19 protein-coding genes are annotated in these 18,414 nt (G+C 69.8%); 4 read left to right on the top strand and 15 right to left on the bottom strand.

The genetic code is table 11. The features are described from left to right. Positions 1-20: 20 nt before the first annotated feature. The 11 genes from E4K62_RS03005 to E4K62_RS02955 all read right to left on the bottom strand — a co-directional run bounded on the left by E4K62_RS03005 (position 21) and on the right by E4K62_RS02955 (position 11,584). Complete coding sequence (locus tag E4K62_RS03005; RefSeq protein ID WP_135063423.1) at positions 21-767, bottom strand: sugar isomerase domain-containing protein; 747 nt, start codon at positions 765-767, stop codon at positions 21-23. After that, positions 764-2,119 carry a hypothetical protein gene (locus E4K62_RS03000; protein WP_135063421.1) on the bottom strand — a complete coding sequence of 452 codons (1,356 nt, stop codon included), beginning with the start codon at positions 2,117-2,119 and terminating at the stop codon, positions 764-766. Before E4K62_RS03000 ends, E4K62_RS03005 begins: the two co-directional genes overlap by 4 nt. 49 nt (positions 2,120-2,168) lie before the next feature. Further along, positions 2,169-2,942: a GntR family transcriptional regulator gene (locus tag E4K62_RS02995; protein ID WP_135063419.1), complete on the bottom strand. Its 774-nt coding sequence runs from the start codon at positions 2,940-2,942 to the stop codon at positions 2,169-2,171. Further along, on the bottom strand, positions 2,942-3,871 hold the full coding sequence (locus tag E4K62_RS02990; RefSeq protein WP_135063417.1) for a BadF/BadG/BcrA/BcrD ATPase family protein: 930 nt from the start codon (positions 3,869-3,871) through the stop codon (positions 2,942-2,944). Before E4K62_RS02990 ends, E4K62_RS02995 begins: the two co-directional genes overlap by 1 nt. Continuing rightward, a complete protein-coding gene (locus tag E4K62_RS02985; protein ID WP_167747715.1) occupies positions 3,868-4,686 on the bottom strand; it encodes a carbohydrate ABC transporter permease in 819 nt (272 codons plus the stop codon). The genes E4K62_RS02990 and E4K62_RS02985 overlap by 4 nt, the downstream gene beginning before the upstream one ends. Next, entirely contained in the window at positions 4,683-5,621 is a 939-nt protein-coding gene (locus E4K62_RS02980) for a carbohydrate ABC transporter permease (RefSeq protein ID WP_135063413.1), read from the bottom strand. Before E4K62_RS02980 ends, E4K62_RS02985 begins: the two co-directional genes overlap by 4 nt. Then, positions 5,618-6,862 carry an ABC transporter substrate-binding protein gene (locus tag E4K62_RS02975; RefSeq protein ID WP_135063411.1) on the bottom strand — a complete coding sequence of 415 codons (1,245 nt, stop codon included), beginning with the start codon at positions 6,860-6,862 and terminating at the stop codon, positions 5,618-5,620. The genes E4K62_RS02980 and E4K62_RS02975 overlap by 4 nt, the downstream gene beginning before the upstream one ends. A 114-nt stretch (positions 6,863-6,976) precedes the next feature. Next, the gene (locus E4K62_RS02970) at positions 6,977-8,725 is read right to left on the bottom strand and encodes a sigma-70 family RNA polymerase sigma factor (protein WP_135063409.1); all 1,749 of its coding nucleotides are present in this window, start codon (positions 8,723-8,725) and stop codon (positions 6,977-6,979) included. A gap of 315 nt (positions 8,726-9,040) precedes the next feature. Further along, positions 9,041-9,886, bottom strand: a complete 846-nt coding sequence (locus E4K62_RS02965; RefSeq protein WP_135063407.1) for a DUF2690 domain-containing protein — start codon at positions 9,884-9,886, stop codon at positions 9,041-9,043. A gap of 331 nt (positions 9,887-10,217) precedes the next feature. Next, positions 10,218-11,063, bottom strand: a complete 846-nt coding sequence (locus E4K62_RS02960) for a TIGR03620 family F420-dependent LLM class oxidoreductase (protein WP_135063405.1) — start codon at positions 11,061-11,063, stop codon at positions 10,218-10,220. Further along, positions 11,060-11,584 (bottom strand): YbhB/YbcL family Raf kinase inhibitor-like protein, encoded by a 525-nt coding sequence (locus E4K62_RS02955; protein ID WP_135063403.1) that lies wholly within the window; start codon positions 11,582-11,584, stop codon positions 11,060-11,062. The genes E4K62_RS02960 and E4K62_RS02955 overlap by 4 nt, the downstream gene beginning before the upstream one ends. 61 nt (positions 11,585-11,645) lie before the next feature. Here E4K62_RS02955 and E4K62_RS02950 point away from each other — a divergent pair, with 61 nt between their 5' ends. Beyond that, positions 11,646-12,578 carry an aldo/keto reductase gene (locus tag E4K62_RS02950; protein WP_135063401.1) on the top strand — a complete coding sequence of 311 codons (933 nt, stop codon included), beginning with the start codon at positions 11,646-11,648 and terminating at the stop codon, positions 12,576-12,578. A 3-nt stretch (positions 12,579-12,581) separates the two neighbouring features. On the opposite strand, the gene corA is transcribed toward E4K62_RS02950, so the two are convergent. Further along, positions 12,582-13,580: a magnesium/cobalt transporter CorA gene (corA, locus tag E4K62_RS02945; RefSeq protein WP_135063399.1), complete on the bottom strand. Its 999-nt coding sequence runs from the start codon at positions 13,578-13,580 to the stop codon at positions 12,582-12,584. Positions 13,581-13,651: 71 nt separating this feature from the next. Here corA and E4K62_RS02940 point away from each other — a divergent pair, with 71 nt between their 5' ends. After that, positions 13,652-14,635, top strand: a complete 984-nt coding sequence (locus E4K62_RS02940) for an LLM class F420-dependent oxidoreductase (RefSeq protein ID WP_135063397.1) — start codon at positions 13,652-13,654, stop codon at positions 14,633-14,635. Between the two features lie 17 nt (positions 14,636-14,652). On the opposite strand, the gene E4K62_RS18645 is transcribed toward E4K62_RS02940, so the two are convergent. Together E4K62_RS18645 and E4K62_RS02935 are read right to left on the bottom strand one after the other, a co-directional pair. After that, positions 14,653-14,799: a hypothetical protein gene (locus E4K62_RS18645; protein ID WP_167747714.1), complete on the bottom strand. Its 147-nt coding sequence runs from the start codon at positions 14,797-14,799 to the stop codon at positions 14,653-14,655. 18 nt (positions 14,800-14,817) lie between these two features. Then, positions 14,818-16,008: an NAD(P)/FAD-dependent oxidoreductase gene (locus tag E4K62_RS02935; RefSeq protein WP_374108165.1), complete on the bottom strand. Its 1,191-nt coding sequence runs from the start codon at positions 16,006-16,008 to the stop codon at positions 14,818-14,820. Between the two features lie 230 nt (positions 16,009-16,238). On the opposite strand from E4K62_RS02935, the gene E4K62_RS02930 reads away from it, so the two are divergent. Both E4K62_RS02930 and E4K62_RS02925 read left to right on the top strand, forming a co-directional pair. After that, on the top strand, positions 16,239-17,222 hold the full coding sequence (locus E4K62_RS02930) for a TerC family protein (protein ID WP_135063393.1): 984 nt from the start codon (positions 16,239-16,241) through the stop codon (positions 17,220-17,222). Positions 17,223-17,229: 7 nt separating this feature from the next. Beyond that, complete coding sequence (locus E4K62_RS02925) at positions 17,230-18,033, top strand: endo alpha-1,4 polygalactosaminidase (RefSeq protein WP_135063391.1); 804 nt, start codon at positions 17,230-17,232, stop codon at positions 18,031-18,033. On the opposite strand, the gene E4K62_RS02920 is transcribed toward E4K62_RS02925, so the two are convergent. After that, positions 18,030-18,407: a DoxX family protein gene (locus tag E4K62_RS02920; protein WP_135063389.1), complete on the bottom strand. Its 378-nt coding sequence runs from the start codon at positions 18,405-18,407 to the stop codon at positions 18,030-18,032. The two genes, E4K62_RS02925 and E4K62_RS02920, sit on opposite strands and share 4 nt — an antisense overlap. Positions 18,408-18,414: the final 7 nt, after the last annotated feature.

Below are 18,414 nucleotides of genomic sequence, written 5' to 3'. Positions count from 1 at the left end.
GGTGCCGGGGTGAGCTCTGCTCAGGCTTCGATCGGATGCACTCGTCCTTGGTACCGAGCCGTCGCCGCGGCGTTCCGCTCGTCCCCGTCGGGCAGGTTCATCGAGCGGTACACCGGCGGCTTCTCGCCCTGTTCGAGCATCGCTCGAGCGATGCCCTCCGTAAGCAGCTGCACCGCGACGACGCCCGCCAGATTCGACACCGCACCCACGACGACACCTTCGCCAAGGTCCAGGGCCGCGTCTCCGGGAGGCGCACCGTTGTCGATGACGACGTCCGCCAGATCGAGCAGGCGCTTCCCGGAGGGGTGGCGGGAAGGGGTGGAAGTGCTGTGGGCGACCGAGGTCAGCGCCACGATGGGCAGCCCCGCGTCTCGCACCAGCATCGCGAATTCCACGACCGCGCCGTTGATCCCGGAGTTCGATGCGATGAGGAACACGTCATCGGGCGCCGGTGCTGTCAGTTCGAAAAGAGGTGCCGCGATCTCGGGGTCACGTTCCAGCAGCGGATCGGCGACGTCAGCGGGCGCGTAGCCACCGCGGAACGCCAGATCGCTCAGCCGCACGAGGTTCACCGAGGTCAGTCCTCCCGCGCGACCAGCCATCTCGTGCACGGGGATGCGCGCATGCCCTGTGCCGAACGCCTGCAGCACTCCACCACGGCGGAGCCGAGACGTGATCAAATCGACAGCCGCATCGATGGCGGATGCTTGCCTGTCCGCCATGTCGTCGATCACCTTGTGGGCGAGGGCGGGGTAGCTGTAGTTCATCGGATCTCTTTCATCATCTGACGCACCTCGTCGACGAGGCGGTCGGCGGCGTCGGGCAGGAAGTAGCTGGACAGGGCCTCGTATGTGCCCGCTTCGAACGCCGCCTCGTCGACCATGTAGCCGAGATAGTCATCGGCGTACCCCACGACCCGAGTCACTGGGAATGGACTGCCCGATCGGATCCGACCCCCGATGCTCGTGAAGAGTTCGACGGGGACATGCACCCAGGCAACGTCGCCGATCGCCAGCACCGAGATGGGGAAGCGGATCACGTCGTCCGGGGCGGCAGCGACGAGACCCCTCTGCACGAGCGCGCCGTCCACTCGCGACTGAGAGAGGCGGACACGGGGATCCAGCGGCGGCATGTCGGCCAGCTCCGCATGATCGGCGGCGGCTTGGGCGAGTTCGCGCTCGGCGACCTCGATCGACGGCAGGGGGCGCCTGGCGAGTTCGATGACGCGGGACAGGCGCCGCATCGGGCCGTTCAACTCGTGCCCGTCGTGCGCAATCGTCTCGATCACCGCGGCAGCCGCGATCGTGCCGAGGCGGGCCACTTCCCTCGAATCCGCTCCGCGGCGGGTGAAACGGGCGCTCACGTCACCTGCGGCTCCCTGGAGGAAGAGCACCACCGCTGCCCCGTCGTCCTGACCGGCCGACTCGTTCACGGCACGGGCCGCCGCCGACACGACGCGTCGCGCCACCCCCGGCCAGTCGGCCGACCATCGCAGGTTGACCGCGCCATAGACCGTCGGATGCACCGCCGCGTCGAAGACGATCGCGCGGAGTGCGCCAGTGGCTACCGACCGCAATGCCAGAACCCCCACGCCGTCGTCGTGCGGTCCGCCGGGAGTGAGCCGGTTGGCACCGAGCCCCACGGCGTTCCCCGAGCCCCACGTGCCCGCCACCGATTCCGGTTCGGTCTTCGCCAGATCGGCAGCGAGCGCCCGGACTTTCCCGATGAGTTCGTCTACATCATCCGACTCGATCGACCCGGAGTGCCCGGGGTGGATGCTGCCCACCCAGCCGCGTGGCGCCGAATGGGTGTGGGAGGCCGCGGCGACGACGAACACGTCGGGGTCGGCCAAACCCTCGCGCACCGCATCCCGGAGACGACGAGCCAGCTCAGCAGGCACGGCGATGGCATCCAGCGCAAGCCACGCCATCCGCTCCGCTTCGTCGCCGAGCACCACGAGCGTCGCATGCAGCGGGTCGTTCGTCCCCGTGCTGACCGCCCCTCTGCGGGCCTCATACCCCGCGAGGGGGCCGGGCCGCGAAGGGGTGACGTCGACCGCGCCGGCGCGCAGAGAAAACCCCGTGCGTGAGTGCGCTGCCCCGGCAGCAGGAGTTGCCACTTCTGTTCCTTCCCACGCCGGGCGCGAAGTGCGCACCCGGCCGAACGACTCACGCACGGTTCGGTTGATGCATGAGATCGATCCCGATCTCATAGCGGTCGGCGCGATAGACCGAGCGGCCGACCTCGAACACCCGACCGTCGACGTCCGTACTGGTCATCTGCACGACCAGACACGGGTCCCGCACGGTCACCCCGAGCACCGCCGCATCCGCTTCGCCCGGCAGCGTGGCCGCCGCACGGCCGGTGGACGATGCCCTGACAAGGCCCCAGCGCTCGGCCAGCACCTCGTACAGCGACACGTTCTCCAGATCCACTTCGTCCAGCCCCGGGAACTGGTCCAGCGGGATGCTGACCCGCTCGACGCCGACGGGTCGCCCATCGAGGGCGCGAAGGCGGGTGACGGTCAGGACGGGAGCGCCCTCTGCGATCCCCAGGAGCCTGGCCGTCGACGGATCTGCGCCGTCGGCCGCGCTCTCCAGGAGCGTCGAACTCGGGTTACCGTTCGCCGCGCGTGCCGCGACCGTATAAGACGTGCCCCACTCCGGCGCGAGGCGGGGTGCCCGAGCGACGAAGGTGCCCCGCCCATGCTCGACCTCCAGCACGCCATCGATCGCCAGACGTTTGATCTCCGTGCGCACCGTCATGCGCGCGACTCCGAAGTGATCCGCAAGCTGCCGATCCGACGGCAGCGTCGCACCGGGGCCCAGCCGGACGGCGAGCGCCTCCAGGCGCTCCCTGATCTGATCGCCGCGGGGCCGGTCGGGCGCGAGCGCCGCCGGCAGATCCAGCTCCGAGATGTCCACACTGCGGTGACGTCCCATCAGTACCCTCCCCTGGACGCGGTGCGCCGATCGTCCCACGCGAAGGTGATACTCGAGGCATAAGGACCCGAGAGGATCTCCTCGATGCCCACGGCATCCGGGGGGAGCGGAGCGGACAGTCGCATGTCCTCGTCGGCGAAGCGAAGCGCAAGCCGCGTGCGCAGTGCAGGGGCCTCCCCGAAGCGCCCGGTCACTACGACGTCGCCTGCGCCGGCCGCGGTCACCGACATCCGCGCGGTGCGTATCAACTCGTCCACTGCGTCGTCGAGGATCGCACCGGCCTCCGCGTCGCCGTGGTCGGCCGCGTCGCAGACCTGCACGGCGAAACCGGCCAGCGTGGCGGGCCAACGTTCGTCGGCCACGACGGCGCGGGCGACGTAAGGGGTGAGCTCCCCCAGCATTTGTTCCACAGCGCGGCGCAGGGGCGAGTGCCGTGCTTCGTCGACCGCGCGGTACGCCGCGCGCAGAGCCCACCGCCCGACCTCGACCGCCGAGCCGCGGTCGCCGGCGAGCGGACCCCAGCCGTCGAAACGGCTCACGCCACCATCGGCCGTCCGCGCGACAGCTATCACTCCGGTGCCGACCGCGAGCACGACGCCGGGCGCGTTGAGGGCGCGCGCGTGGCTGAGGGTTCCGTCGTCGGTGAGCCCGATCACAGCCTCGGGGATCCTGACGCGCAGTTCGTGGAACAGCGACTCCACCTCCGGCGCGGACAACTCGCTGGTGGAGCCGATGAGAAGGTGCGTCGCCGACTCCGCCCCCGCTTCCGCGAGGAGCCTCCCGATCGTCTCGGCGATGATTCTGCCGTGATCGCCTTTCTCGGACGGCGATATCCCCTCTGCACTGTGTGTGCGGATCTGCCCGCTGCCGAGGGCGTGGAGTCGCGTCTGCGACTTGCCGATGTCCACGAAAGCACCGACGGAAGTCACTTCTCTATCCCCGCGGTGAGTCCGCTGACGATCTGTCGCATCGCCAGAGCGAAGAAGATCACGACGGGGGCGACCGCGATCACGATGGCGGCGTAGAGCATGCCGCGGTCGGCGGTGTACTCGCCGAAGAACGAGCTGACCCCCACGGGGATGGTGAAGTTCTCCTCACTGCGGATCAGCACCAGCGGCATGAAGAAGTCGTTCCAGATGGGACCGATACTCAGGACGACGGAGACGGCGATCGCCGGCTTCATGAGAGGAGTCATGACGCTGAAGAAGGTCCGGAAGTGCGAGGCGCCGTCGATGCGGGCCGCGTCGTCGAGCGACTCCGGCAGCTGTCGGTAGAACGTGGACAAGATCAGGACCATGAGCGGAGCGGCCTGGGCCGTGTAGACCAGCACGAGACCGGCCAGGTTGTCCACCAGGCGCCATTGATCGTACATCTGGGCGAGCGGGAGAATCCCGATCTTGAGCGGAACCATCAGGCCCAGCAGGAAGAGCGCTTGGATGGCTCCCGCGAATCGGAAGCGCCACCGTCCCAGCGCGTACGCGGCCGGGAGGAAGAGCACGAGAGCAAGCGCGAGCGACACCGCCGTCACGACGACGGAGTTGAGGAAGTACGTGCCGATCGCGCCCTGCTCCCACGCCCGCGCGTAGTTCCCGAGATACAGCGACGTCGGCAGCCCGGTCGGGTTCGCGACGATCTCGGAATTGGGACGCAGCGAGCCCACCAGCACCAGCACGTTCGGCAGGGCGGAGATCGCCGCCGCCACGGTGAGCACGATGTAGACGCCTACCCGGCTGCGGGTCTTCACAAGAATCTCCGTTCCAGTCGACGGAACATCCGTTGCGCGCCGATGGTGACCACCAGGATGAGCAGCAGCTGAATGAGCGAGAACGCGCCGGACAGTCCGAAGGCGTTCGGGGAGTTGCTGAACGACAGGCGGTAGAAGAGCGTGCCCATGACGTCAGCAGCGCCGCCGACCCCGCCCGTGCTTCCCCCGATCGCGAAGACCAGGTCGAAGAGGTTGAAGCAGCCGATGAGCGTGAGGATGGTGACGATCGACACCGACGGAATCAGTTGGGGCAGCTGCACCGACCAGGCGATCCGGAGCGACGAGGCTCCGTCCACGCGCGCCGCCTCGATCTGTTCCGAGGGAATGGCCGCCAACCCCGCACCGAAGATCAGCATCGTGACGCCGATCCACTGCCAGGCGTTGATGAGGATCAGCACGGGCATGACCAGAGCGGGGGTGCCGAGCCACGTGATCGGCTCGATACCGAAGACGCCGAGCAGCGAGTTCACGGCGCCGAAGCGCGGCGACAGGAGCATCGACCAGGCGTACCCGATCACCAGGGCACTCATCAGGTACGGCACGGAGATGATCGTCTGGAAGAAGTGCTTCCCGCGCAGACGGCCATTGAGAAGGAACGCCAAGGCCAGCCCGACGCCGTTCTGGACGATCATCGTGCCGACGAAGAACACCGCGTTGTTGCCGACTGCTCGGAAGAACTGCGAGGCGTATGGCTCCAGCCCCATGAGCGTGAGGAAGTTACCGAAGCCGGCGAATTCCTGACGCGCCGTGCCCGTCCAGGTGAAGAAGCCGTTCGTCATCGCCGCGCCGACCGGGAACAGGAAGATGACCGCGTACAGGACGAGCGCGGGCCCCAGGAAGGCGAGGAGGACGGGGAACGAGGGAGAGCGCCGCGAAGTGCGGCGCCCTCCCCTGTTCAGACGAGCGATCGTCACTTATCTGCCTTGAACCACTGCTGGATCCCCGCCTGGACCTCTGCACCCACCTGGGACGGCTCGGACTCTCCGATGACCATCTTCTGGAGACCGGCGTACTCGAGCGACGTGCCCGAGGGAGTGCCGAAGTCGAAGTTGACATACGTGAGGTACGGCGTCGGGTGCTCCTCGAATGCGGTCGCCGCCTCTGCCAGGAGCGGGTCGGCGGGCGTGACTCCGTTGACGGCGGGGATGGCGAGAAGGTCGTCGGCGATCAACTGACCGAAGTCCTCCGATCCCACCCACTCCAGGAACTCGAGAGCGTTATCGCGCTTCTCGCCCTCCAGATTCGCAGCCATCCCGATTCCGCCGTCGAGGTAGCCCATCGCATAGGGCTCATCGCCGGTAACGGGCGGTGCGTTGAAGATGCCGAGCTCCACATCCGGCATGGCGTCCTTGAAGACTGCGAGCTCCCAGATTCCGCCCGGGTACAGGGCCGCCTCGCCGGCGATGAAGAGCGCATTGGCGTCCGCGTAGTTGATGCCCTCGAAGCCGCGCGGGAAGTACTTCGTCATGTCGACGAGCGTCTCGTTGGCAGCGGCGTACCGCTCGTCCTCGAACGTCGTGCTCCCTGCTCGCAGCTCTTCGGCGAACGCGGGCCCGTCGTAGGCAGCGGCCCCGAACAGGTCACGGTAGATGGGCAGGATCCACGACTCCAGGGCGCCGGCCGCCATCGGCGTGACGTCTTCCGCGAGCAACGCCTCGTTGAGAGCGATGAACTCGTCCCAGGTCGTGGGCTCGGACAGTCCGAGGGAATCGAGCAGCGTCTTGTTGTACAGGACGTTGGCCGTGACCGACTGGAAGGGGACGCCGTACACCTTGCCGTCGCTCTGGCTGCGGAGGCCATCCACCAGGTTCTCCGGGATGTTGGCCAGGCCCTCGAAGTCCTCCTCGAGTGCTGCCACGCCGCCGCCGGCCACGAGCGTGTCCAAGCCGCCGTACGAGCGGAGCATGACGATGTCGGGCCCCGTGCTGCCGGACAGACCGGTCTGGAGGATCTGGTTGTACTCGTCGGGCTTGTAGGACTTGTACTCGACGGTGAAGCCGTCCCCCTCGAACCCTTCGATGAGCTCGACCCATGGGGCCTCGTTACGCCATCCCCAGACCGTCAAGACCTCTTCGTCGGACTCGGCGCCGCCTGCACACCCGGCGAGCGCGCCCGCCATCGCAGCCACGGCCACGATTCCCAGAACTTTCTTCATTGCGTTCCTCACTACTCGCCCATGAGCGTTACAGGTCTAGTCCAGCTCGCCCTGAGCGTACGACAGGTCTAGTCCAGCGTCAATGACCGAAATGTGCGGAGTTCGGCCGACCCCTCAGCGGAGGTCGCTGAGCCGCAGACTGAGGAACCCGCCGGTGGCCTCGCCCGCGACATACCGCAGGTCGACGTGCACATCCAGGAGCAGCTGCAGCAACGTCGGGCGCACCACGAGCGAACCCGAGCCTGTGGCGTCCAGCGTCGCCGTCGCGCGGACGTCGCCGTTCGTCAGCGCCTGCACGGTCGCCCCGGGGGCTCCGCTGAGCTGGATCCGCACCTCTGTGACGGTGCGCACGAGCACCGTGTACGCGTCCACGACCGCGGGCGTGCCCTCCGGTAGCACGGGACCCGGGTCGGGTGTCGGTGTCGGTGTCGGTGTCGGTGTCGGCTCCGGGGTAGGTGTGGGCGTCGACTCGGGAGTCGGCGTCGGGGTCGGCGTGGGCGTGGGCTCCGCGCTCGGCGTAGGACGCGGGGTCGCCGACGGCGCCGGGGTTCCGCTGCGGACAGGGTCGGGCGACGCCGGAGCGGGTGGCGTCGTCACCGTCAACTGCGCCGGATCGCTGGCGCGCGGAGTGCTCGAGGCAGCCGGGGTGGGGAACGCCGGGAGCGACACCGTCGGCGTCGGGGTGACTGCCGACGGGGACGGCGACGGGGGCGGCGGGGAGCCGACTGGCGTGGGTGGCGGGGCGGTCGGCATCTCGGTCACCGCGACGACGGGATCGCCCGGTGCGCGCTCCGTACCCTGCGCCGCCGTGAACGACACTGCCGCCACCACAGCCGCACCCGCGGCGAGCAGGGCGACGGTGGCGCCGACGCCCCCGGCCGCGGCCGTGCCGGCTGCCGCACCGCCGGCGACCGCACCGCCGGCGACCGAGGCACCGGCCACCGTCATCGCGTGCGCGGCACCCACCGCACCGGCTGTGCCGCCGGCACCGGATGCGGCGGAACCGCTGATCACCGCCGACGGCATCGCCGCGACGGCCACCGCCGCGCCGGCGCCTTCGCGCAGCGCCGTGAGCGTGGCCAATGCCGCCCCGGATCCCACGATGACCGGCAGCAGGACCATCGCGAGCCGCCCCGACACCTGCCGCGCCTCCGAGGCCACGGCGGAGCATCGCGTGCAGCCGGGCAGGTGGTTCCGCACACGACGGAGATCGCGACTGGAGAGGTTCCCCCGGGAGTAGGCACCCAGGTGGTCGACGACCCAGTGACACTCGTCGTTGTCGTCGATGGCCCGCAGGTGCGCCTGGATCCACGCCTCCCGCAGCCCCTCGCGGGCCCGGAACGCCAGTTGCGCCACGGCGACCGGCTTGATGCCCAGCAGCGGCGCGACATCGGCGGGCTTGAGCCGCTCGACCTCGGTGTACCAGAGCACCTCCTGCCACCGCGACGGCAGAGCCTGGAAGGCGTCGCTGGTCAGCGAGCGGTCGAGGGTGGCGTCGGAGGCGTGCGCCTCGGCATCCGGGTCTGCGACCTCGGCGACCTCGTCGGTGGAGGCATCCACCCGCGGTGCGCGGCCCCAATCTGCGGCCGTGTTGCGGATGCTGGTGAACAGGTACGCACGGAACGACCCGGTCGGGCCGCCTCCGCGGCGCACCGAGTGGTAGATGCGCGAGAAGGCCTCCTGCACGAGGTCGTCGGCCTCGAAACGCTGAGTGACCGAGCGTGCGACGGTGATCCCGGACCGATGGTGTCGTCGCCAGAGTTCGGCGAAGGCCTCCGGATCGTCGGCCCGCGATCGATCGAGCAGTTCGGCGTCCGACGGCTCCAGGCCGTCCTCTTCCACGGCAGCACTGTTCTGCGCCATCTCTCCCCCCAACGCATGTTCCCCCTGAACATGCGAGATTTCGCGCCGCGAGCACAGCAGCCGTCATTCCCCAACGGCGCCTGCTCGCGGGGCAACATTACGCCTCGCGAAGCGGCGACGGAAGAATTTCGCAGAACCCCGTAATAGAACGTGCCTTCCTGCGTCTCATCAGTGAAGGACACAGCGCCCCTGCCTGGGGGTGGGGGCTAGGGTCTGCGACGCCTTACTTGGGGGCTGCTTCGGTGGCGGGGCGTCGACGCGGGGCCCGAGCCCTCTTCCGGAGGAGCGTTCGGGCCCCGCCACTTCTTTCCGCCGTCACACGCACAGCGGGTCGCCCAGATCGATGCGCGTGCCGTCGATGGTGAGGCTTCCCTCGGCGCACAGCAGCGTCTCGGGACTCGGGCGCACGACGAGCGCCGTATAGGCGCCCTGCACGTCGTGCTCGGTCGCCTCCTGACGGTCGGGGCCGTGCGGGGCGGTCTGCGGGTAGATCGCGATCGTGACGGTGTTGCCCATCGCGAGGCCGTCGTAGCGCGTGATGCGGCCCCATCCGGCCTGGCACTTGTCCGACCAGACGACCTCGAGCAGAGAGTTGTCGGCGCGGGTGTCGCCCGAGACCACTCGGGCGTCGTCGAGGCACTCCGTCAGCGCAGGGTCCTCGCCGGAGGCCACCTCGATCTGCGGAGCCCCGTTGGCCGCGCCCGCCGCCTGCACCGAGAGGATCTGCGTCGCCACAACGGCGGCGGTCGCGCCGCTGACGGCCGCCCCGATGAGGAACGCCGCCGCCATGAGCCAGCCTGCGGTGCGCCGGGGGATGGACGGCGCCTGCTCGGGGCCGGCAGCCGCGGGCTCCTCCCCCGTGTCTACCGTTCCCTGGCCTTCGGCCGGGGCAGCAGCGGCCCGACGAGCCTGCGCGAGCGCGTCGCGCCGGTCGATCCATGCGGCGGGGTCTCCCCCGCAGGCCCGTGCGATGCCGTCGACCGTGCGCGTGGACGGCAGGTGACGGCCGGAGAAGGCCTCCGACAGGACGGTGCGCGAGATGCCGGTGTCATGCTGCAGCCGTGCGAGCGTCGGGCTTCCCGCGGCGAGCCGCAGCTTGCGCAGGTCGGCCACGAACTGGGCGACGGAATCGGCGTCGCCCGTCACCTCGGCATCTGACATGACCCTCCCCGGGGGTTCGCAGTTGCGTCTTTGATGTATACCACCCGGGGCATGGGCAAGTCCATGCGCACGCATCGGAGATCGGGGCAGGTTCCGGTGCGTTCGGGATTTCCGGATGCGTCCGGATCGGATCATCCGCGCCCCCGCTGCTTCTCCGGGGCGGGTTCAATGGAATCGGCATCAGCGCCGCGCGTCACACTGGACCGCGGCGCAGCCACGTCGGCGGGACACCGGGGGGTTCCCGCCGTGCGGTCACGCTTTCCGTGGCCGGAGCGCCCGCCGTCCTGTGGGGAGGCGGGCGCTCTTGCGTGCCGCGGAAGCGTGTCGGCGACTACTCCGCGAAGGCGGCCGCGATCTCCGCCAGCGCGCGGGGAGCGTCCTCGCCGGGCTGCACCTGCACGCACACGTGGTCGGCCCCCGCGTCGAGGTGCGCGCGCAGGGCCCGCACCAGGTCGGTCGCCTCGCCGTGCACCACGATGCGGTCGATCAGTTCGTCGCTGCCCTCGCCCGCGACATCCGCCTCGCTGAAACCGGCTCGGAGCATGTTGCCGGTGTAGTTGGTCAGCTGCAGGTACCGCCGCAGGAACGCGCGCGCCGCCCGGCGGGCCGCATCGACGTCGGCGTCGAGCACGACGGTCTGCTCGGGTGCGACGAGCTTGCCGGGCCCGAGCGCCTCCCGGGCCTCTGCCGTCTGGCTCGGCACCGTGAGGTACGGATGCGTGCCCCCGCTGCGCTCGGCGGCGAGCGCCAGCATCCGCGGGCCCAGCGCCGACAGCGCGCGGTCCTCCAGCGGTACGCCCCGCTCATCCAGCACGTCGAGGTAGTCGGCCATCGCCTGCAGGGGCTTCGTGCGGTGCGGCGTCGCCTCGCGGTGGCCCGAGCCGATGCCCAGCACCAGCCGGCCCGGGTGACGCGCGACGATGCGGTGGTACGCGTCGGCGAGCTCGGCGGCCTCGTCGCGCCAGATGTTCACGATCCCGGTGGCCACGACCACCGACTCCGTGCCGTCCAGCACCTGTTCGGCGCGTGCGAGGTCGGCGGCGGGCGAACCGCCCAGCCACACCGTGCCGTAGCCGAGGCGCTCGGCCTCACGGGCGAAGGGCACGTCGACGTCGCTCACACGCGCCCACACGCCCAGCTGCCCCAGGCGCGCGGTCCACGCGGGTGCCGCGCTCATCGCTGGTACGTCCCGTGCAGGATGGCCCGGCCGAGGGTCGCGAACGCCAGGCGGAACGACACCACCGCGGGCGTCGCGTCGGGAGTCACGCCCAGGGATTCCTCCCCCACGGCATGCACGACGAAGAAGTAGCGGTGCACCTGGTCGCCCTCCGGCGGCGCCGCGCCGGAGTAGCCGGCCTTCCCGCCGTCGTTGCGCACGTGGAAGGCACCGCCGGGAAGCGGAGCATCCGCCGCCCCCGCCGGCAGCTCGGTGACGGAGGCGGGGAGGTCGACCAGGGCCCAGTGCCAGTAGCCGCTCGGGGTCGGAGCATCCGGGTCGAAGCACGTCACGACGAAGGACTTCGTGCCCTCTGGCGCACCCGACCAGCGCAGTTGGGGCGACGTGTTGCCGGAGTCGGCGACCTGCGCGGGGTCCAGGGGCCGGCCGTCGATGACGTCGTCGCTCTCGAGGGAGAATGCGGGCACGGCCGGGAGGAGCGGATACGGATCGGGGGCCTGGGGGCGCGTGAGGTCGGTCATACCCCGAACCTATCGAGACGGACGCTGGGCGGCGGCGGGGTTGCGCGGCTAGCGTGAAGCCATGAGAACCGTGCTCCTCGGACCCACCGATACCCTCGTGCCCAACGTCGTGGCCGGGATGATGCGCATCACCGACAAGACCGACGACGAGATCCGCGCCCTCGTGTCGGCGGCGCGGGAGGCGGGCATCGACTTCTTCGACCACGCCGACATCTACGGCGACGAGCCGCACCAGTGCGAGCGGCGGTTCGCCGAGGCACTCCGTCTCTCCCCCGCCGAACGGGCCGAGATCACGATCCAGACCAAGGCGGGCATCGTCAAGGACGGTCCGTACTTCGACTTCTCCTACGAGCATCTCGTGCGCGCGGTCGAGGGTTCGCTACGGGCGCTGCGCACCGACTACATCGACATCCTGCTGCTGCACCGCCCCGACGCGCTGGTGGAGCCCGAGGAAGTGGCCCGCGCGTTCGACGACCTCGAGGTGGCCGGGAAGGTGCGCAACTTCGGGGTCTCCAACCACACGCCGCGCCAGATCGACCTGCTGCGCACCGCGGTCCGCCAGCCGCTCGTGGCCAACCAGCTGCAGCTGTCGATCCCGCACTCCCCGATCGTCGCGCAGGGCCTGGCGGCCAACATGGACATCGACCAGTCCGTCACGCGCGACGCCGGCGGCATCCTGGACTACTGCCGCGTGCACGGCATCACCGTGCAGGCGTGGTCGCCGTTCCAGGCCGGGTTCTTCACCGGCGTGTTCCTCGGCGCGCCCGAGTACGCCGAGCTGAACGCGGTGATCGACGACCTGGCCGCGAAATACGACGTGCCGCCCATCGCCATCGCGACCGCGTGGATCACCCGTCACCCCGCCGGCATGCAGGTCGTCCTCGGCACGACCACGCCCGAGCGGGTGACCGGCGCCGCCCTGGGGTCGGACATCCGGCTCACCCGCCCCGAGTGGTACGCCCTCACGCGGGCCGCGGGGCACCGCATCCCGTAGGGGTCAGAGCCACTGCTTGCGGCGGAAGACCGCCCACAGCGCGACCGACGTCCCCGCCATCAGCGCAAGGGCGGCCGGGTAGCCCCACATCCAGTCGAGCTCGGGCATGTAGGTGAAGTTCATGCCGTAGATCGTGCCCACCAGCGTCGGGCCGAACAGGATCGCGGCCCACGCCGAGATGCGCTTGACCTGCTCGTTCTGGGCGAGCGCGGTCTCGGTCTGCCGCTGCGTCTCCAGGGTCGCGTTGACCGTCAGCGCGTTCTCCAGGATCGCACGGAGGGAGGTGAGCTTGTCGGTGATGCGGAGGGCGTGGTCCAGCACGTCGCGCAGCGACCGTTGCAGTTCGATGTCGACGCCGTACTTGTCCGCTCCGCGCAGGAGGGAATCCAGCATCCCGCGCAGCGGCTCGGTGGCGCGCTGGAACAGGATGACCTCGCGCGAGAGGTCGTAGATGCGGCGCGACAGCCCCGCACCGCTTTCGGAGAACAGCTGGTCCTCGATCTCGTCGACATCGTTCTGCAGGCCCGCGGCGACGGGGGCGTACTCGTCGACGACCTCGTCCATGATCGCGTACAGCACCGCCTCGGGGCCGGTGGCGAGGAGATCGGGCTGAGCCTCCATGCGCTTGCGCACGCGCGCGAGGTCGGGCACGTCGGCGTGGCGCACGGTGACGACGAAATCCGGACCCACGAACACGTGCAGCTCGCCGAACTGCACCGACTCGGTCGCGTCGTCGTAGTGGGCGGGGCGGAGGACGGCGAAGAGGATGTCGCCGTAGCGCTCCAGCTTCGCGCGCTGATGGCCCGACAGGGCGTCTTCGACGGCGAGGGGATGCAGCGAGAACTCCGCCGCGACCTGCTCGAGCTCCTCGCGGCTGGGCCGGGCGAGCCCGATCCACGCCATCCCGTGGTTCTCGCGCATGTACTCGAAGGTCTGCTCCAGGCTCGCCGGGTTCTGGATGCGGCGGCCGGCGACGTACACGCCGTTGTCGATGATGGGCATCCGATCAGTCTGGACCACGGCCGCCCGTCAAGCCCCCATTCCTGCCGACGGCGGATCCGTATCGTGCAGCCATGACACGTTTCGGATACACCCTCATGACCGAGCAGAGCGGACCGCGGGACCTGGTCGACTACGCCGTCAAGGCCGAGGCGGCCGGGTTCGACTTTCTCGTCTCCAGCGACCACTACTCACCGTGGCTGATGTCGCAGGGTCACGCGCCCTACGCGTGGAGCGTCTTGGGCGCCGTCGCCTACGCGACCACCGACGTCGGGCTGATGACCTACGTGACGTGCCCCACGATGCGGTACCACCCCGCCGTCGTCGCGCAGAAGGCGGCGACGCTGCAGCTGCTGTCCGAAGGCCGCTTCATCCTCGGCGTGGGCTCGGGCGAGAACCTCAACGAGCACGTCGTGGGCGAGGGATGGCCCGCCGTCTCGGTGCGCCAGGACATGCTCGTCGAAGCCCTCGAGATCATCCGCGAGCTGCACAGCGGCGACCTCGTCACCTACGAGGGGGACTACTTCCGCGTCGACTCGGCGCGCATCTGGGACTGCCCCGAGGGCGGCGTGCCGATCGGCGTGGCGGTCTCCGGCGACAAGTCCATCGACAGATTCACCGACCTCGCCGAGCACATGATCGCCGTGGAGCCCGACGCCGAACTGGTCGAGAAGTGGAACTCGGTGTCGCCGCTGGGCGGGTCGGAGTCGGGTGAGTCGCGCAAGATCGGCCAGATCCCGATCAGCTGGGACCCCGACCGCGACACCGCGATCGCCCGCGCACACGACCAGTTCCGCTGGTTCGGGGGCGGCTGGGCCGTCAACGCCGATCTGCCGACGCCGGCGGGCTTCTCCGCCGCATCCCAGTTCGTGCGTCCCGAAGACGTCGCCGAGTCGATCGCGAGCGGTCCCGACCTCGACGAGCTCGCCGAGAGCGTGCGGCCGTACGTGGACGCCGGCTTCACCGACATCGCGATCGTGCAGGTCGGCGACGAGCAGCAGGACCGCTTCGTCAGCGAGGTCGCCGAGCCGCTCCTGGAGAAGCTGCGCGCGTTGTGATCAATGCGCTGTGACCGTCAGCGCCCGAAGGTGAGGAAGGCGGCGATCACGAGCACGATCGTGCCGAGCGCGATGATCGAGACCCCGACGATGAGCCACACCGGCTGACGGTACGGCGAACGGACGGGAACCCGGGAGCGAGATTTTCCCCTGCGGCTTGGCATAGCTCAGAAGGTACTAGATCAGGCGCGTCCTTTGAGGATCATGTGCCAGTACACCCACGGGAGCACGCGACGGTCGGCGATCCACGACAGGCGCCGCTCGCGGAACAGCGTCCGCCAGAACGGGACGCTGGGGGCGAGCCGGCCGCTGCGGTCGAACTCCGCGAACACGACCGTGCGCCGGCTGACCGTGTAGGGGCAGACCGAGTAGCCGTCGAAGCGCGCTCGCGGCTCCTGTCCGCGCGAGACGGCGAGGAGGTTTCGCACGAGCACCTTGGCCTGACGCCGCAGCGCGCCGCCGGAGCGGTACGAGGTGGTGTCGGCAGCATCGCCCAGGCCCCACACGTCGGGATGATCCCGGTGCTGCAGCGTCTCGGGATTCACCCGCAGCCAGCCGCCCTCCGCCGCCGGGCGGGCCAGGGAGGTGGCGGCGAGCCAGTCGGGAGCGCTCTGCGGCGGCGCGGCGTGCAGCACGTCGTAGGAGAGGGTCTCGGTGACATCGCCCCGCCCGATCGTGACCATGCGCGCCGACGGGTTCACCGACAGCAGGTGCATGCCGTAGTGCACCTCGATGCCGTACTCGTCGATCTTGCGCTGCAGCTCGGCGTCGATGGCGGGGATCCCGTGCGGGGTCGCCTCCGGTGTGACCAGGACGACGCGGATGCGGTCGAGCACGCCGACCGCGCGCCACCACGCGCACGCCAGATACATCGGCTTCTGCGCGGCGCCGGGGCACGTGGTGGTGTCCGCGGCCTGCACGAACACGACGGTGCCCCCACGCAGATCCCGCAGCAGCGGCGAGGCCTTCGCGGCGAGCGCGAGGTCGTAGTTCGACACGCCGGCCGGCGTCCGCATGGCCTCGGCCAGGCCCCCCACGGCGGTCCAGTTCATCTGGATGCCGGGGCACACCACGAGCTGGTCGTAGGTGACCGTCGCCCCTGAGGCCAGGACGACCTCGCGCGCCTCGGGCCGGATGTCCACCGCGGCATCCCGGATCCACTGCACGCCGCGCGGTGTCACCTGCCCTTGCGGCCGCACCGCGTCCTCGGCGAGCGCGGCACCGCCGGCGATGTGCGACTGCAGCGGCGCGAACACGTGCATCTCCCGCGGTTCGATGACCACGACCTCACGGATGCCGGAGCGCTTCAGCCGCCCCGCCACCGAGAGTCCGGCGTTGCCGCCGCCGATCACGACGACCCGGGAATCCGACATAGGCGCCATGCTAGGCGCCGCACCTCACGGCTTCCCGGGGTTGCGTGGCAGGCGTCGCGGCCCTAGCGTGCCGCAGCGTCGGGTACTCTCGACGGACAGCAAGGGGAGTACTCCCACCAGCGGCGGACCCGTCAATACGGACTCGAGGCAGCGTCCCGGCCCGCCGGCCCGGTTCCACCGGGATGGAGGAGACCTTGGCGTTCGGCAACGCCTACCTCTCTGGAGACCCCATGCATGTCACCCCCCTGGTCTGGGGCATCACCCTGGCCGTCACGGTCGCGTTCTTCGTCTACGAGTTCTTCGCGCACGTCCGCAAGGCGCATGAGCCGAGCATCGGGGAATCGGCGCGCTGGTCGGCGTTCTACATCGGCCTCGCCCTCCTCTTCGGCCTCGTCATCGGCCTGGTGTGGGGGTGGGACTTCGGCGGCGAGTACTACGCCGGCTACCTCACCGAGAAGGCGCTGTCGATCGACAACCTCTTCGTGTTCCTCATCGTCATGACCGGCTTCGCGGTACCGCGGATCTACCAGCAGAAGGTGCTGATGATCGGCATCGTCATCGCCCTCATCCTCCGCGGTGGCTTCATCGCCATCGGCGCGGCGCTCATCGAGAACCTGTCGTGGATCTTCTACGTCTTCGGCGCACTGCTGCTGTTCCTGGCCTACCGGCAGGCGTTCGCGCACGGCGACGGGAACCCGGCCGACGGGCGGATCATGCGCTTCGTCCGGCGCCACCTCGCCGTCACCGACGAGTACGACCACGACCGGCTGACGGTCGTCAGAGACGGACGGCGCTTCGTCACCCCGATGCTGCTGACCATCATCACGATCGGGTTCGTCGACCTCATCTTCGCCGTCGACTCCATCCCCGCCATCTACGGCCTCACCGAGCAGGCCTACATCGTCTTCACCGCCAACGCGTTCGCGCTCATGGGGCTGCGCCAGCTGTACTTCCTCATCGGCGGCCTGCTGGAGCGCCTCATCTACCTCTCCCAGGGGCTCGCGGTCATCCTGGGCTTCATCGGCGTCAAGCTCGTGCTCCACGCCCTGCACGTCAACGAGCTGCCCTTCATCAACGGCGGCCGGGGCGTGGAGTGGGCGCCGGAGATCCCCATCTGGTTCTCGCTGCTGTTCATCGGCGCGACGATCCTGGTGGCGACGGTCGCGAGCCTCCTGCGCACGCGCACCCTCCGCCGCGAGGACGCCCAGCCATGATGGGTCGATGAGAGCGTCGTTCTGGCGGGCGGCGGCCGTGCCGGCCGTCGCCCTGCTCGTCGCCGGATGCAGCGCGCCCGGCTCCCCCGCGCCGGCTCCTCCCCCCGCGGGCGCCGCGTTCGACTACCAGCTCGGCGGGGCGTACCCGCCGCCCGGCGGCGTGGAGGTGGTCGTGCGCGACCGGTCGGCGGCCCCGCTGGAGGGCGGATACTCGATCTGCTACGTCAACGGCTTCCAGACGCAACCGGGAGAGGCGGACGAGTGGCCGGTCGACGCGCTGCTCCGGCGCGAGGACGCACCCGTCGTCGACCCGCAGTGGCCGGATGAGATCCTGCTGGATGTCTCGACGCCGGAACGCAGAGCGGAGATCGCGGCCGTCGTGACACCGTGGATCCAGGAGTGCGCCGACGCCGGGTTCGACGCGGTCGAGTTCGACAATCTCGACACGTTCGCCCGCTCCGGCGGCGCCCTCACCGTCGACGACAACGTCGCACTGGCCGCTGAGCTGGTCGCCGCCGCCCACCGGGCGGGGCTGGCGGCGGCGCAGAAGAACGCCGCCGAACACGCCGAACGGTTCTCCCACGATGCCGGCTTCGATTTCGCCATCACGGAGGAGTGCGCGGCCTTCCAGGAGTGCGACGCGTACGAAGCCGTCTACGGGCCGCACGTGCTCGACATCGAGTACACCGATGCGCTTCCCCGTCGCTTCGATGAGGTGTGCGCCGACCCCGCGGTGCCCCAGTCGGTCGTGCTGCGCGATCGGGGGCTGGTGTCTCCCTCCGACGCGGGCTACTTCTTCGAAAGCTGCTAGCGCGTCGACCACCATGCCCACGCGACGAGCGCGGGCTGGAAGAACAGGCGGATGAAGCGCTTCCGGTCGGTGTCGAGCCCGAACGCCGACCGGCGCTTGCGCCACTGCTCGATGTTGCCGGGGAAGACGGCGAGGAAGAAGGCGGCGAGGGCGGCGCCGATCGTGCGGCGCTCGCGCGGCAGGGCGATCAGGGCCGCCCCGAATGCCATCTCGACGACCCCCGAGGCCAGCACGACGTCGTCCTTGTCCAGCGGCACGACCTCCGCGGCCCAGTCGGGCACCTGTGCCTGGAAGTCGCGCCGGGCCCAGAACAGATGGCTCAGGCCCGCGAACAGCATCGCGCCCCCCAGCATCCAGCGGGCGAATGTGCGCATGCGATCT

Origin of the sequence: Microbacterium wangchenii (genome assembly GCF_004564355.1) — a bacterium.
Taxonomy (GTDB): Bacteria; Actinomycetota; Actinomycetes; order Actinomycetales; family Microbacteriaceae; genus Microbacterium; species Microbacterium wangchenii.
This window is presented reverse-complemented; position numbering and strand designations above follow the sequence as displayed.

Bases quoted from the DNA above. Each gene is read 5' to 3' on its own strand.
- E4K62_RS03005 (WP_135063423.1), bottom strand. From the start codon at position 767: ATGAACTACAGCTACCCCGCCCTCGCCCACAAGGTGATCGACGACATG.
- E4K62_RS02995 (WP_135063419.1), bottom strand. From the start codon at position 2,942: ATGGGACGTCACCGCAGTGTGGACATCTCGGAGCTGGATCTGCCGGCG.
- E4K62_RS02975 (WP_135063411.1), bottom strand. From the start codon at position 6,862: ATGAAGAAAGTTCTGGGAATCGTGGCCGTGGCTGCGATGGCGGGCGCG.
- E4K62_RS02970 (WP_135063409.1), bottom strand. From the start codon at position 8,725: ATGGCGCAGAACAGTGCTGCCGTGGAAGAGGACGGCCTGGAGCCGTCG.
- E4K62_RS02965 (WP_135063407.1), bottom strand. From the start codon at position 9,886: ATGTCAGATGCCGAGGTGACGGGCGACGCCGATTCCGTCGCCCAGTTC.
- E4K62_RS02960 (WP_135063405.1), bottom strand. From the start codon at position 11,063: ATGAGCGCGGCACCCGCGTGGACCGCGCGCCTGGGGCAGCTGGGCGTG.
- E4K62_RS02955 (WP_135063403.1), bottom strand. From the start codon at position 11,584: ATGACCGACCTCACGCGCCCCCAGGCCCCCGATCCGTATCCGCTCCTC.
- E4K62_RS02950 (WP_135063401.1), top strand. From the start codon at position 11,646: ATGAGAACCGTGCTCCTCGGACCCACCGATACCCTCGTGCCCAACGTC.
- corA (WP_135063399.1), bottom strand. From the start codon at position 13,580: ATGCCCATCATCGACAACGGCGTGTACGTCGCCGGCCGCCGCATCCAG.
- E4K62_RS02940 (WP_135063397.1), top strand. From the start codon at position 13,652: ATGACACGTTTCGGATACACCCTCATGACCGAGCAGAGCGGACCGCGG.
- E4K62_RS18645 (WP_167747714.1), bottom strand. From the start codon at position 14,799: ATGCCAAGCCGCAGGGGAAAATCTCGCTCCCGGGTTCCCGTCCGTTCG.
- E4K62_RS02935 (WP_374108165.1), bottom strand. From the start codon at position 16,008: ATGTCGGATTCCCGGGTCGTCGTGATCGGCGGCGGCAACGCCGGACTC.
- E4K62_RS02930 (WP_135063393.1), top strand. From the start codon at position 16,239: ATGCATGTCACCCCCCTGGTCTGGGGCATCACCCTGGCCGTCACGGTC.
- E4K62_RS02925 (WP_135063391.1), top strand. From the start codon at position 17,230: ATGAGAGCGTCGTTCTGGCGGGCGGCGGCCGTGCCGGCCGTCGCCCTG.
- E4K62_RS02920 (WP_135063389.1), bottom strand. From the start codon at position 18,407: ATGCGCACATTCGCCCGCTGGATGCTGGGGGGCGCGATGCTGTTCGCG.